Source organism: Geodermatophilus dictyosporus (assembly GCF_900115505.1).
GTDB lineage: Bacteria > Actinomycetota > Actinomycetes > Mycobacteriales > Geodermatophilaceae > Geodermatophilus > Geodermatophilus dictyosporus.
In genome coordinates this window covers 41,948-56,209 of the sequence record NZ_FOWQ01000004.1, presented here as the reverse complement: position 1 = coordinate 56,209, position 14,262 = coordinate 41,948, and the positions used below count along the sequence as shown (strand labels likewise).

9 protein-coding genes are annotated in these 14,262 nt (G+C 76.2%); 6 read left to right on the top strand and 3 right to left on the bottom strand.

Annotation, left to right across the window (positions count from 1 at the left end; all coding sequences use genetic code 11):
- Positions 1 to 93 precede the first annotated feature (93 nt).
- The 3 genes from mctP to BMZ33_RS10910 all read right to left on the bottom strand — a co-directional run bounded on the left by mctP (position 94) and on the right by BMZ33_RS10910 (position 2,967).
- Positions 94 to 1,737: a monocarboxylate uptake permease MctP gene (mctP, locus tag BMZ33_RS10920; RefSeq protein ID WP_091110008.1), complete on the bottom strand. Its 1,644-nt coding sequence runs from the start codon at positions 1,735 to 1,737 to the stop codon at positions 94 to 96.
- Between the two features lie 3 nt (positions 1,738 to 1,740).
- Positions 1,741 to 2,037, bottom strand: a complete 297-nt coding sequence (locus BMZ33_RS10915) for a DUF3311 domain-containing protein (RefSeq protein ID WP_169064165.1) — start codon at positions 2,035 to 2,037, stop codon at positions 1,741 to 1,743.
- Positions 2,038 to 2,121: 84 nt separating this feature from the next.
- Complete coding sequence (locus tag BMZ33_RS10910) at positions 2,122 to 2,967, bottom strand: Nif3-like dinuclear metal center hexameric protein (protein ID WP_091110002.1); 846 nt, start codon at positions 2,965 to 2,967, stop codon at positions 2,122 to 2,124.
- Positions 2,968 to 3,311: 344 nt separating this feature from the next.
- Here BMZ33_RS10910 and BMZ33_RS10905 point away from each other — a divergent pair, with 344 nt between their 5' ends.
- The 6 genes from BMZ33_RS10905 (at position 3,312) to BMZ33_RS10880 (ending at position 14,181) form a co-directional block, all read left to right on the top strand.
- On the top strand, positions 3,312 to 5,264 hold the full coding sequence (locus BMZ33_RS10905) for an FUSC family protein (protein ID WP_091110000.1): 1,953 nt from the start codon (positions 3,312 to 3,314) through the stop codon (positions 5,262 to 5,264).
- A 55-nt stretch (positions 5,265 to 5,319) separates the two neighbouring features.
- Positions 5,320 to 6,300, top strand: a complete 981-nt coding sequence (locus BMZ33_RS10900) for an alpha/beta fold hydrolase (protein ID WP_091109998.1) — start codon at positions 5,320 to 5,322, stop codon at positions 6,298 to 6,300.
- 104 nt (positions 6,301 to 6,404) lie between these two features.
- The gene (locus tag BMZ33_RS10895; protein WP_091109995.1) at positions 6,405 to 7,808 is read left to right on the top strand and encodes a WS/DGAT/MGAT family O-acyltransferase; all 1,404 of its coding nucleotides are present in this window, start codon (positions 6,405 to 6,407) and stop codon (positions 7,806 to 7,808) included.
- Between the two features lie 63 nt (positions 7,809 to 7,871).
- Positions 7,872 to 8,879 (top strand): NAD-dependent epimerase/dehydratase family protein, encoded by a 1,008-nt coding sequence (locus BMZ33_RS10890; RefSeq protein WP_091109992.1) that lies wholly within the window; start codon positions 7,872 to 7,874, stop codon positions 8,877 to 8,879.
- A 104-nt stretch (positions 8,880 to 8,983) separates the two neighbouring features.
- On the top strand, positions 8,984 to 11,230 hold the full coding sequence (locus BMZ33_RS10885; RefSeq protein ID WP_091109989.1) for a glycerol-3-phosphate 1-O-acyltransferase: 2,247 nt from the start codon (positions 8,984 to 8,986) through the stop codon (positions 11,228 to 11,230).
- On the top strand, positions 11,227 to 14,181 hold the full coding sequence (locus BMZ33_RS10880; RefSeq protein ID WP_091109987.1) for a wax ester/triacylglycerol synthase family O-acyltransferase: 2,955 nt from the start codon (positions 11,227 to 11,229) through the stop codon (positions 14,179 to 14,181). Before BMZ33_RS10885 ends, BMZ33_RS10880 begins: the two co-directional genes overlap by 4 nt.
- Positions 14,182 to 14,262: the final 81 nt, after the last annotated feature.

The following is a 14,262-nucleotide window of genomic DNA, read 5'->3' as shown; positions in this document are numbered from 1 at the left end:
TCGACTACCGGGGCTCCGTCCCGTCCTCTGGCCCTCGGCCCCCGTGCAGGGTCCCGCCGCGAGCCTGCGAGCGGTGGGGGGCACGGGGGTCCTTCACCTGCGGGCGTCGGCCCCTCCGGTCGATCCCGGCGGGGCCGACTCCAGCGGGTCGGGCAGGTCGCGGAAGGTCGGGTCCTCCCGCTCGGCGGTGTAGTCGGTCTCCGCCGTCCCGTCGACGCCCTCGGCCACCCGGGCCGCCCGCAGCGCCACCGTCACGAGGACGGTGACGAGGAGGTTGACGAGCAGCGCGAGGAACCCGGCGTACACGCTGGAGGCGACGTCGAGGCCCAGCTTCGACAGCGGGAACGACGACCCGCCGAAGTGCTCGCGGACGACGGTGCCGTCCGGGCCGACCCGCTGGATGTTGTAGAGCAGGAGCAGGCCCGCGGCCATGCCGGCGAACCAGCCGGCGATGAGCCCACCGCGGTGCAGCCAGCGGGTGTAGAGGCCCAGGGCCACCGCCGGCAGCGTCTGCAGGATGATCACGCCGCCGATGAGCTGCAGGTCGATGGAGAACTGCGGGTCGATGAACAGGATCGCCGCGACCGCGCCGACCTTGACCACCAACGAGGTCACCTTGGCGACCTGGGCCTCCTGGCGCGGGGTGGCGTCCTTCTTCAGGAACTCCTTGTAGATGTTGCGGGTGAACAGGTTCGCCGCGGCGATCGACATGATCGCCGCCGGCACGAGCGCGCCGATGCCGATCGCGGCGAACGCGATGCCGGCGAACCAGCTCGGGAACATCTCCTGGAACAGCACCGGGACGATCGTGTTGCCGTCCTCGCCGATGGGCGTGACACCGGCGGCGATGGCCATGAAGCCCAGCAGCGCGATCGCGCCGAGGGCGAGGCTGTAGAGCGGCAGCGCGCTCATGTTCCGCTTGAGGACGTCGCGGTTGCTGGCCGCCAGGATGCCGGTGATCGAGTGGGGGTAGAGGAACAGCGCCAGCGCCGAGCCCAGGGCCAGCGTCGCGTAGCCCAGCTGGCCGGTCGCCGGCAGCAGCACACCGGCGCCGGTCCCGGCGGAGAACTTCTCCTCGGCCGCGCCGAAGATCGCGTCCCAGCCGCCGAGCTTGGACGGGATCACGATGACCGCGACGATGATCGTCAGGTAGATGAGCGTGTCCTTGACGAAGGCGATCAGCGCCGGCGCCCGCAGCCCGGAGTTGTAGGTGTACAGCGCCAGGATCACGAACGCGACGACCAGGGGCAGCTCGCCCTCGACGCCCATCGCCTTGAGGATCGCCTCGATGCCGACCAGCTGGAGGGCGATGTAGGGCATCGTCGCCACGATCCCGGTGAGGGCGACGAGCAGCGCCAGGCCCGGGGAGTCGAACCGGGAGCGGACGAAGTCGGCCGGCGTGACGAACCCGCGCACGTGGCTGACCGACCACAGCCGGATCACCACGAGGAACACCAGCGGGTAGATCACGACGGTGTACGGGACGGCGAAGAAGCCAGCCGCACCCGCACCGAACATCAGGGCCGGGACCGCGACGAAGGTGTAGGCGGTGTAGAGGTCACCGCCGAGCAGGAACCAGGTGATCCAGGTGCCGAAGCTGCGCCCGCCCAGGCCCCACTCGTCGAGGTGCATGAGGCTCTCCGCGCGCCGCCACCGCGAGGCGACGAACCCCATCACGGTGACGACCAGGAACAGGACGACGACGATCGTCAGCTCGACGACGTTGACCCCGTCCACGGCTCAGCGCCCCCCGTCCCGGTCGGTGGTGTCCCGTGCGGTGGTGTCCCGTGCGGCGGTGTCGCGTGTGACGGCCGCGCGGGCGGCCGCCCGGTCGGCCGGGCTGCGGCGGGTGGCCCGGTAGACGAGCACGGTGGTCAGGACGCCGAGCCCGACGAACAGCAGCTGCACCCAGTAGAAGAACGGCCAGCCGAACAGGGTCGGCTCCACGCGGTTGTAGAGCGGGACCAGCAGCGGCACGACGATCGGCACCAGCAGCAGCCAGTTCCACGGGCTGCGGTCGCTGCGCGCGGGCGCCACGTCGGTCCCTCCCGGCCTGCGCGTCGGTGGTGTCGGTGCGCCCGCCATCCCCGCCCTCCTCCTCCCGGGGTCGCACCCCGGAGCTCAGCCGGCCACGCGTGCGGCCGGTCCCCCGTTCCCCCCTGCGCGCACCGTCCACGGGTCGGTGCGGTGGTGCGACGCGACCGCCCGGACCCGGCCGGAGAGGTCCGCGGCCAGCACCTCGGCGGCCACGGGCACCCAGGGCCACTCGGAGGCGAAGTGTGCCACGTCGCACAAGGCGGGTCCGGGCAGCTCACCGGCTTCCGAGACCGGGTGGTGCCTGAGGTCGCTGGTGAGCAGGACGTCGGCGCCCGCGGCCGCGGCGGCCGGCAGCAGCGACCCGCCGCTGCCGCCACAGACGGCGACCGTGCGCACCGGGCGGTCGGGGTCGCCGGCGGCCCGGACGCCGCCCGCCGTCGTCGGCAGCACGGCCGCGGCGTGCGCGGCGAAGGCGGCCAGCGTCGTCGGCTCGGCCAGCGTGCCGACCCGGCCCAGTCCCTGCCGTGAACCGGGGGCGACCGCCTCCAGCGGCCGGGTGGCCTGCAGCCCGAGGACGGCGGCGAGTGCGTCGTTGACGCCCACCTCCGCGGCGCGGTCGGCGTTCGTGTGCGCGACGAACAGCCCGCACCCCGCGCGGACCAGCCGGTGCACCAGCCGCCCCTTCGGGTCATCGGCCGGCACGCCGTGCACCGGGGTGAGGAACAGCGGGTGGTGGGTGACCAGCAGGCCGGCGCCGCTCTCGACCGCCTCGTCGACGACGGCGGCGACGGGGTCGACGGCGACCAGCACCCGCTCCACCGGCTCGACGGGGTCGCCGCACACCAGGCCGACGGCGTCCCAGCTCTCGGCCAGCGCCGGGTCGTAGCGGGCCTCGAGGGCGGCGACGACCTCGCCGAGGGTGGCGCTCACGGCCGCCGACCCTAGGTGGCCCGCGCCACCGCGACGCGCCGGCCGTGCGCCACGGGCCCCGTGGACCGCCTCGTGCGCGGGCGAGGTCGACGGCGACCGCCCGCTCGACGCCCCGTGCACACGGCGCGACTCGAGTGCCCCGCGATCCGCGCCGTGTGCACACCGCGTGAGCCACCGCCGCACACCCGGGCCCACCTCACCGCGGCGCGTCCACCCTCACCGCAGCGCGTCCACCCTCACCGCAGCGCGTCCACCCTCACCGCCCACCGTCGGGGAGGACACCCGACGATCAGGTGACCTGATCGTCGCGGCCGCCCCGCACCCCGGGTGGCAGGCTCGGGACCGTGGCGGAGAGGGCCCTGCGGGCGCCGGCGTGGCTCGAGGAGCTGGTCCGCACCACTCCCCCGCCCGTGCCGTGGCGCGACGTCGTCCGGTTCGCCGTGGCGGTGCCCGCGCCGCTGGCCGTGGCCCTGCTCGTCGGCGGCGGCAGCGCGCTCGGCGCCGGCGTCTTCGGCACCACCGGCGCGCTGGCGGCGAGCCTGGCCCCGCAGGCCGGGCCGCTGCGCGACCGGCTGCGCCGCACCGCCGCCGCGGTCGGCTTCGGCGCGGTCGGCCTGGTCGCCGGGCAGTACGCGACCGGCGGCGGGTGGCTGCCCGTGCTCCTGGTCGCCGGGCTGTCGGCCGCGGCCGCCGTCATCAGCGCGGTGAACTCGGCGATGTCCCTGGGCGCGCTGCAGCTGCTGGTCTACACCGCGCTGGCCTCAGGGCTGCTCACCCCGCTGTCGGCAACCGCCGAGGTGGGGTTCTTCTTCACCGGCGCCGCCTGGGCCACCCTCGCCACCCTCGTGCAGGCCGCCACCGAGCCCAGCGACCCCGACCGCGCCTCGGTCGCGGCGGTGCTCACCCGCATCGCCGGGCTGCTCACCGCCGTCGGCACCGAGCGCACCGACGACGCCCGCCGCGACCTGACCACCGCGCTCAACGCCGCCTACGACCGGGTGATCCGCACCCGCAGCCTCGCCGCCGGCCGCAACCGGCAGCTCGCCGAGCTGGCCGGGGTCCTCAACGCGGCCGCACCGCTGGTCGAGGCCGCCGTCGCCGCCGCCCGCACCGGCGTGCAGGCCGACCCGCACGACGTGACGGCGGTGCACGCGCTGGCCGCCGCGGTCACCGGCACCCGCGAGCTGCCCGCCGACCGGCCGCCCGCGCTGGAGGAGGGGCCGGCGGTCCGCCGCGCGGTGCGCCACGGCGTGCGGCTGGCCTGGGCCGTCGTCGGCGACCCCGAGGAGCGGGCCGGCGCGGCGGTCCCGCAGGCCCGGCTGCCCTGGCGCGAGCGGCTGCGCGACCTCGCCGACCGCACGCTGGGCAGCTCCGACACCCGCGAGTTCGCCGTCCGGCTGGTCCTCTGCATGTCGATCGCCGAGGTCGCCCGGCAGCTGCTGCCCATCGAGCGGCCCTACTGGGTGCTGCTCACCGTGGCCATCGTGCTCAAGCCCGACTTCGGGTCGGTGTTCACCCGCGCGGTGCAGCGCGGCGCGGGCACGCTGCTCGGCGTCCTCATCGGCTCGCTGCTGCTGTCTGTGCTGCCGGGCCCCGCCTGGGTCGTGGCGGCCCTGGCCCTCGCCGCGGGGCTGCTCCCGTGGGCGCGCGGCGCCAACTTCGGGCTGTTCTCGGTCTTCCAGACACCGGTGATCATCCTGCTGCTCGACCTCGCCGTCCCCGGCGGGCCCGGCCTGGTCGGCGCCCGGCTGGTCGACACCCTCATCGGCTGCGCCATCGTGCTGGTCGCCGGCTACCTGCTGTGGCCGCAGACCTGGCGCGCACCGCTGGACGAGGCGCTGCGCGCCGCGGCGCTGGCCCTCGACGACTTCGTCGGCGCGGCGTTCGGCGACGACCCCGCCGGCCGGCGGCGGGCCCGGCGGCGCGCCTACCGGGCCCTGACCGAGCTGCACACCCAGCTGCAGCGCCGGCTGGCCGAGCCCCCGCCGATCAGCACGCGGGCCGGCGCCTGGTGGCCGGTCATCGTGCAGCTGGAGCGGTCGGCCGACGCGGTCACCGAGGCGGTCATCGCCGTCCGCGGCGGGGAGCACGGACCCGACCCGGCGCAGGTGGCCGTGCTGCGCAGGGCGGTCCGCGAGCTGGCCGACGACGTCGCGGCGCACCGGCCGCCCGACGACGCCGAGATCCTCGCCGACGGCGTGCTCGCCCCGGTCGCCCGCGAGGTCGACGCCGCCCGCCGGCTGGTCCGCGACGCCGCGCCGGGCCGCCGTCCCGAGACCACGGCGCCGGGCGGCTGACCCGGCCCCGCCGCGCGGAGTCGCCGGGGTCCCGGGCCTGCGCTGTCATGGACCGGTGCCCACCGCCTCCGGCAACGCCTCCCCCGTCCCCCGCCAGCCCGGCCCGCCGCCGCAGGGCTCGAGCACCGTGCGCACCGACGACGGCGTCGACCTGCACGTCGAGGTCGACGGCCGCGCGGACGCGCCGCTCACCGTCGTGTTCAGCCACGGCTTCACCGCCCGGCTCGGCGAGTGGGACCTGCAGCGCGACGCCGTCCGCGACCGCGCCCGCGTGGTGCTGTGGGACCAGCGCGGGCACGGCCGCTCGGGCTGGGCCGACCCCACCAGCGCGACCATCGACCGCACCGGGCGCGACCTGGCCCAGGTGCTCGACGCCGTCGTCCCCCGGGGGCCGGTCGTGCTGGCCGGCCACTCGATGGGCGGCATGACGGTCATGGCGCTGGCCCGTCAGCGCCCGGAGCTGTTCGGCAGCCGCGTGGTCGGCGCCTTCCTGCTGGCCACCTCGGCCGGCGGGCTGGTCGCCGCCGGGCTGCTGGGCACCGTGGTCCGGCTCATGCGCCGGCTCCGCCTGCTGCCGCTGTACCTGTGGTGGCTGCGGCTGCTCGCGCCGACCATGGAGCGGTACCGGCGCCGCGGCACCCGCATCGGGCGCCGCTACGTGCGCCGATACCTGTTCGGGCGCGACGACGCCACCCCGGAGGCCGTGCGGCAGGTGCAGGACATGCTCGAGGAGACGCCGCTGCCGATCACGATGGCCTTCTACGGCACGTTCCTCGACCACGACGAGACCGCGTCGCTGCCGGTGCTGGGCCGGGTGCCGGTCACCGTCGTCGCCGCCGAGCACGACCGGCTGACCCCGGCCGCGCACGGCCGGCGGCTGGCCGAGCTGATCGGCGAGACCGCCGAGCTGGTCGTCGTCCCGGGTGCCGGGCACAGCGTGAACCTCACCCGCACGGCCGTCGTCGACCGGGCGCTGCTGGACCTGCTCGACCGGGTGGAGGCGGCCGGTCCGGGCACGGCCCGGCGGGCGGGGTGAGGAGCGGCACGCCTAGCGTGTCCGCCACCACACGACCGTGTTGCGGCGACGGTCCGGCTGGACACGGAACCGGACGACACCGTCTCGATCACCGAGGAGCGACCGTGGACCGCCTGAGCGCGACCGATGCCGGCTTCTACTACGCCGAGAGCGAGGACGCCCCGCTGCACGTGGGCTCCGTGTCCGTCTTCGAGGGACCGGCCCCCTCCTACGGCGACCTGGTGCGGCTGCTGCTGAGCAAGATGCCCCAGGTCCCGCGCTACCGGCAGCGCGTCCGGCGGGTGCCGCTGGACCTGGGCCGGCCGGTGTGGGTCGACGACCCGCACTTCCAGATCCTCTACCACGTGCGGCACACCGCGGTGCCCAAGCCGGGCGGGCCCGAGCAGCTGCGCAACCTCGCCGGCCGGGTGCTCGGCCAGCGGCTGGACATGGCCAAGCCGCTGTGGGAGGTGTGGCTGGTCGAGGGCCTGGAGGACGACCGCTGGGCGGTCATCTCCAAGGTCCACCACTGCATGGTCGACGGCATCGCCGGCACCGACCTGATGCAGGTCGTGTTCGACCTCGATCCCGACGCCGAGCACGCCGCGCCGCGCGACTGGTCGCCGCAGCGCAGCCCGTCGGGCGCGGGCCTGGTGGCCGGCGCGCTCACCGAGACCGTGACCGCGCCGCTGCGCCAGCTCACCGCCGGCCCCGCCGCGGTCACCGGTGGCGCGAAGGGCCTGGTCAGCAGCGCCCGGGCGGCCGCCTCGGTGCTGCCCGCCCTCGCCCGGCAGGCGGTCACCCCGACGGCGCGCACGCTCACCGGCCCGATCGGGCCGCACCGGCGGTGGGCCTGGGCCGACGCGGAGTTCGCCGAGTTCAAGGCCGCCCGCACGGCGCTCGGCGGCACGGTCAACGACGTCGTCCTCACCGCCATCACGCGGGGCTTCCGCGACCTGCTCGAGGGCCGCGGGGCGCTGGGCGCCGACACCGTCGTCCGCACGATGGTGCCCATCTCGGTGCGCCAGGCGGGCGAGCGCGGCTCCCTCGACAACCGGGTGACGGCGGCCTTCGTCGACCTGCCGGTGGGCGAGCGCGACGTCCGCGAGCGGCTCGCGTCCATCCGCCGGCAGATGGACGAGCACAAGCGGACGATGGCGGCCGTCGACGCCCGCTCGATCATCGCGATGGGCGACTTCATGGCGCCGACGATGCTCGCCCTCGGCGTCCGCGCCTCGATGCAGGCCGGCCAGATGTGGTGCCAGGCGGTGACCACCAACGTGCCCGGGCCCCGGGTGCCGCTGTACCTGCTGGGGCGGCGGATGGTGTCGGCGCACCCCTACGTGCCCATCGCCGGCGGCACCCGCATCTCGATCGGCATCTTCAGCTACCTGAACTCGATGACCTTCGGGATCAACGCCGACTTCGACGCCTTCCCCGACGTCGACGTGCTGTCCGAGGGCATCCGCCGCGGCGTCGACGAGCTCGTCGCGCTGGCCGCCGGGCGGCCCGCGGCCGCCGCCCGCTGACCGTCCCGGCGTCCCGCGCGGGAACCCGGTTCACCGCGCGGGACGCCGGGTAGCCGAACCCGGGTGACCGCTCCCGAGACCGACCTGACCGTCGCCGTCACCGGCCCCACCGGCACCTTCGGCGAGGGCCTGGTGCCGCTGCTGCAGTCCGACGAGCGCGTCGGCCGCGTCGTCGGCATCGCCCGCCGGCCCTTCGACCCGGCCGCCCGCGGCTGGACGAAGATGACCTACCGGCGCGGCGACGTCCGCGACGCCGGCGCGCTGCGGGAGGCCTTCGCCGGGGCCGACGTCGTGGTCCACCTGGCGTTCCTCATCACCGGCAACGCCTCGCGCGACACCACCCGGGCGATCAACGTCGACGGCACGCTCAACGCCTTCCGCGCCGCCGCCGCGGCCGGCGCCCGCCGCTTCGTCTACGCCTCCTCGCTCGCCGCCTACGGCTTCCACCGGGACAACCCGATCGGCATGACCGAGGAGTGGCCGGTGCGCCCGGCGTCCCGGCTCTTCTACGCCCAGGAGAAGGCCGAGCTCGAGCAGCTCCTGCAGGCCGAGGCGCGGGCCCACCCGGAGATGGCGCTGTACCTGCTGCGCCCGCCGGTGGTGCTCGGCCCCCACACCGTCGGCGCCAAGGACCTGCTGCCCGGCCCGCTGGCCCCGCTGGGGCGGTGGCTGGCCGAGCAGAGCACCCGGCGGCTGCCGATCCCGGTGCCGGTCGCGGTGCCGGCCCTGCCGCTGCAGGTCGTCCACGAGGACGACGTCGGCCAGGCGCTGCTGCGGTGCGTCGTCGCGGCCGGCCCGCCCGGGGCCTACAACATCGCCGGCGACGGCGTGCTCACCGCCGCCGACGTCGCCCGGGAGTACGGCGCGCTGCCGCTGCCGCTGCCGGCCGCCCCGGCGCAGCTGGCCGCCCGCGCGGTGTCGAAGCTGCCGTTCCTGCCGCCGGTGGCCGAGTGGGTGGAGGCGGCCAGCCACCCGGCGATCATGGACACCACCAAGGCCCGCGAGGAGCTGGGCTGGACCCCGCGTTACAGCGGCCTGGAGGCGCTGCGCGCCACGCTCCGCTCGGGGTGACCCGGGGCTACCGCGGCCGGTCGCGGGAGGGCAGGCTGCCCTCGCCGCCGTCCCGCGCCCGCGCCGCGGCGACCCCGCCGGACCCGTCCCGAGGAGAGGTGCGCATGACCGAGCTGGTGGACACCGCCGTCCCCCGCCTCGTGCTGACCGACGTCGGCACCGAGGTGGAGCGCCGTCTGGTCGCCGGGGCCCTGCCGGACGGCGACGGCGTCACCGTGCTGCCGCTGAGCGGCACGGCCCTGGCCGCGGCGCTGGCGACCGCCTCCCCCGACACGGTCGTGACGGCGGTCCGGGTGGCCTGGACGCCCCGGCGGCCTCCCGCGTCCCGGCCCGGCCGGTCGGCCCGCGGGCGGCTGCACGACGCCCGCCCCTCGCTGCGGCGCCGGCCGCCGGCGCCACTGCAGGCCGCCGCGCTGCGCCGCGACCCCGACCGGGCGCGCGTGGTGGTCGCCGAGCCGGCCACCGTCGGAGAGCTGGCGGGCCGGTGGGACGGCAGCGGCTCGCTGGCCGGCTTCGTCGCCCACCAGGCCGCCCTCGCCCTCGACCGGGCCGAGCGCTCGGTGGTCGGCGACCGGGCCAAGGTGCCGCGCCAGGTCGCCGAGGCGATCGAGCACAGCCCCGACTTCCGCCGCGAGGTCGCCGCCCTGGCCGCGCAGCTCGACCGGCCGGAGGAGGAGGTGCTCGCCGAGGCGGTCGCGGACCTGCACGGCCTGGCCGCCGCCATGGACCCGGTCGCCGTCGAGCTGTTCACCGGCCTGCTGCGGCCGGTGCACGCCCGCGCCTGGGACGTGCAGGCCGACACCGCCCGGCTCGACGACCTGCGCGAGCTCAACCGGCGGCACCCGCTGGTGTTCCTGCCCAGCCACCGCTCCTACGTCGACCCGCTCGTGCTCGCCGACGTCCTGGCCCGGCACGACTTCCCCCGCAACCACGTCCTCGGTGGGGAGAACCTCGACTTCTGGCCGGTCGGGGCGCTGGCCAAGCGCGCCGGGCTGGTCTTCATCCGCCGCAGCTTCGGCGACGACCAGGTCTACAAGCTCGCGGTCCGCGAGTACTTCGCGTTCCTGCTGGCCAAGCGGTTCAACCTCGAGTGGTACATGGAGGGCGGCCGCTCGCGGACGGGCAAGCTGCGCCCGCCCCGGCACGGGCTGCTGCGCTACGTCGCCGACGCCGTCGAGCGGGGCCGGGTCGACGACGTCTACGTCGTCCCCGTCTCGATCACCTACGACCAGCTGCGCGAGGTGTCGAGCATGGCCGCCGAGCAGGGCGGCGCGGCCAAGCGCGGCGAGGGGCTGTCGTGGATGGCCTCCTACATCCGCGAGCAGGTGCGCACGCCGCTGGGCACGGTGCACGTCGGCTTCGCCGAGCCGCTGTCGCTGGCCGCCGCGCTGCGCAGCGGCGCCGACCCCACCGACCCCGACGCGCGCCGGCTCACCCTGCAGAAGGTGGCCTTCCAGGTGGCCGTCGGCATCAACGCGGTCACCCCGGCGACGGCGACGGCGCTGGTCACCCTGGCGCTGCTCGGCGTCCGCGACCGCGCCCTCACCCTCGCCCAGGTGCAGCGGGTGCTCGAGCCGCTCCTGGACCACCTCACCGAGCAGGGCCGGCCGCACTCCGGCGCGGCGCTGCGCACCAGCGGCGGGGTGCGGCGGGTGCTCACGGCGCTGGCCCAGCAGGGCGTGGTCACCGCCTACGAGGGCGGCGAGGAGCCGGTCTACGCCATCGAGCGCGGCCAGCACCTGGTGGCCGCGTTCTACCGCAACAGCGCCATCCACCACGTCGTCGACCGGGCCATCGCCGAGCTGGTGCTGCTGCGCGATCCGGTCGACCGCTGGGAGGAGGCCTTCCGGCTGCGCGACCAGCTCAAGTTCGAGTTCTTCTTCCCCGAGCGCGACGCCTACCGCGACCGGCTGGCCGAGGAGCTCGCGCTGCTGGACCCCGAGTGGGAGACCGCCGACGGCCGCGAGGTCCTGTGCGGAGCGCCCCTGCTGCTGGCCCACCGGGTGCTGCGCTCCTTCGTCGACGCGCAGCTGGTGGTCGCCGAGCGGCTGGCCGCCCGCGACCCGCGGGCGCCGGTCGTGCAGGCCGACTTCCTCGCCGAGTGCAGCGGGGTCGGCCAGCAGATGCTGCTGCAGGGCCGGCTGCACGGGCCCGAGTCGCTGTCCCGCGAGCTGTTCACCAGCGCCCTGCAGCTGGCCGCCAACCTCGACCTGCTCGACCCCGGCCGGGAGGACCTGGCCCGCCGGCGGCAGGAGTGGGCGGCTCAGGTCCGGGACGTGGTGAGCCGAGTGGGAGTGATCGACGAGTTGGACGCCGCGGCGCGGCGGGAGAACGTGGGGGTGGAGCCGTGACGGCCGACCAGGGGACGACGACCGGCGGCGGGCTCGGCCAGCACGCGGCGGCGATGGCGCGGTCGGGCGTCTGGACCGAGGAGCAGCTGATCGCCGACGTCGACGCGGCGCCGCCCGGCCCGCGGGTCGGGGCGTTCTTCGACTTCGACGGCACCGTCATCGACGGCTACTCGCTGGCCGCCTTCGCCCGCCACCACCTGCGCTCGCTGCAGGTGACGCCGGCCGCGATGGGCGAGCTGCTGCTCAACGGCCTGCGCGGGGTCACCACCGAGGAGGACTTCGAGCGGTTCACCGTGGCCGGCATGCGCGCCTGGGCCGGCCGCACCGAGGACGAGCTGACCGAGCTCGGGGAGCGGCTGTTCGTGCAGGGCATCGCCGGGTCGTTGTACCCGGAGGCGTGGCGCCTGGTCACGGCGCACCTGGAGGCCGGGCACACCGTCGTCCTGGCCTCCTCGGCCACCCGCTTCCAGGTGGAGCCGGCCGCCCGCGCCCTGGGCGTCGAGCACGTGCTGGTCTCGCCGGTGGAGGTCGTCGACGGCGTGTGCACCGGCCGCCCCGGGGGCCCGCTGCTGTGGCGCACGGGCAAGGCCGAGGCGGTGCGCACCTTCGCCGCGGAGCACGGCATCGACCTGCTGCAGAGCTACGCCTACTCCAACGGCGACGAGGACGTCCCGTTCCTGCGCACCGTCGGCCGCGCCCGCGCGCTCAACCCCGGCCGGGGGCTGGCCGCCGCGGCCCGACACAACTCCTGGCCGATCGCCCGCTTCCGCCGCCGCGGCAGCACCTCCCCGGTCGACCTCGCCCGCACCGTGGCCGGCGTCGGGGGCATGCTCGGCGGCTTCGCCACCGGCCTGGCCGTCGGGGCGCTCAGCGGCTCCCGCCGCGAGGCGGTCGACCTGGGCATCACCCTCGCGGGGGAACTCGGCAGCGCGCTGGCCGGCGTCAAGCTCGACGTCCAGGGCGCCGAGCACCTGGCCACCCGGCCCGCGGTCTTCCTGTTCAACCACCAGAGCCAGCTCGACGTCCTCGTGCTCGCCAAGCTGCTGCGCGGCGGCTTCACCGGCGTGGCCAAGAAGGAACTGGCGCGGACGCCGGGCTTCGGGCTGGCCTTCCGGCTGGCCGACGTCGCCTTCGTCGACCGCGGCGACCCCGCCCAGGCGCGCAGGGCCCTCGAGCCCGCCGTCGAGCGGCTGCGCGAGGGCATCTCGCTGGTGATCGCGCCCGAGGGCACCCGCTCGGCCACCCCGACCCTCGGCCCGTTCAAGAAGGGCGCCTTCCACGTCGCCATGCAGGCCGGCGCCCCGATCGTGCCGATCGTGCTGCGCAACACCGGCGAGCTGATGTGGCGCGGCGCCACGACCATCCACCCCGGCGTGGTGCAGGTGCGCGTCCTCCCGCCGATCCCCACCGAGGGGTGGACCGTCACGGAGATCGACCAGCGGGTCGCCGAGGTGCACGACCAGTACCTGCGCACCCTGGCCAACTGGTCGGGCCGCGCCGAGCGGCCGGTCGTCTCCGAGGAGCCGACCGCCGACGCCGGTGCCCCGGTGCCGGCCCCGCCGCTGGCCTGGGGCAGCGCGCCGGAGATGAACCCGCTGGAGACGGCGATGTGGCGCGCCGAGGTGGCCGATCCGCGGCTGCGCGCCAACGTGGCGCTGCTCGAGCTGCTCGACCCCGCGCCGGACTGGGAGCGGCTGCGGGCCGCGCACGAGTGGGCCTCGCGGATGGTGCCGCGGATGCGCCAGCGCGTCGTCGAGCCGGCGCTCGGCATCGGCGCCCCCCGCTGGGTGACCGTGCCCGGGCTCGACCTCGACGCGCACGTGCGGCGGGTTCGGCTGGAGGCGCCGGGGTCGGTGCGGCAGCTGCTCGACGTCGTCGGCGAGTTCGTCTCCGCGCCGCTGGACCGTGACCGCCCGCTGTGGCAGGCGGTGCTGGTCGAGGGCCTGTCCGACGGGCGGGCCGGCTACGTCGTCAAGACCCACCACAGCACCACCGACGGGCTGGGCGCGGTGCAGTTGATGAGCCGGCTGCACAGCCGCACCGCCGAGCACGACCCGGCCCGCCCCGAGCCCCCGGTCCCCACCCCCGACGACGACGTGTCGCGCACCGCGCTGCTCACCGAGCAGCTGGTCGGGACGGCGCGCTCGGCCCCGCTGGCGGTGCTGCGCCGCGGCGTCGGGGCGCTCACCGCCGGCGCCCGGCCCTGGGACGCCGTCACCTCCGCGCTGGGGTCGGTGACCTCGGCCGGGCGCAGCCTCACCCCGCCCGGGCCCGGCTCCACCCTGCTCACCCCCCGCGGCGGCGACTGGCACCTGGAGGTGCTCGAGGTGCCGCTGGCCGACCTCAAGGCCGGCGCCAAGGCCGCCGGCGGGTCGCTCAATGACGGGTTCCTCGCCGCGGTGATCGGGGGCTTCCGCCGCTACCACCAGCGGCACGGCGCCCCACTGGGCACGCTCGCCGTGGGCATCCCGATCAGCCTGCGCGCCCAGGACGCGCCCGAGGGCGGCAACCGGTTCACCGGTGCGCGCTTCCCCGCCCCCCTCGACGAGGCCGACCCCGCGGTGCGCGTCAGGGCCATCCGCGAGTTCGTGCTGTCGGTCCGCGGCGACAGCAGCGGCACCAGCGTGGTCACCGACCTGCTGGCCCCGACGCTGAGCTGGCTGCCCGCGCCGGTCATCGGCGCGGTCTCCGGGCGGCTGACCAGCGCCAACGACGTCCAGATCTCCAACGTGCCCGGGGTGACCCACCCGGTCTACATCGCCGGGTCGCGGATCGATCGGATGTACCCCTTCGGCCCGCTGCCCGGCTGCGCGGCGATGGTCACGCTGCTCTCGCACGAGGCGCAGTGCTGCATCGGCGTCAACGTGGACTCCGCTGCGGTGACCGACCCCGCCGGGCTGGTCGCCGACCTGCAGGCCGGCCTGGACGAGGTGGTCGCCCTCGGCCGCTGAGCCCCGGCGGGCAGGTGTGCGCACCGGCTCTCGCGATGCCGGACCGTCAGGCGACGCACGTCACGGTCCAGGCCTGCGCGG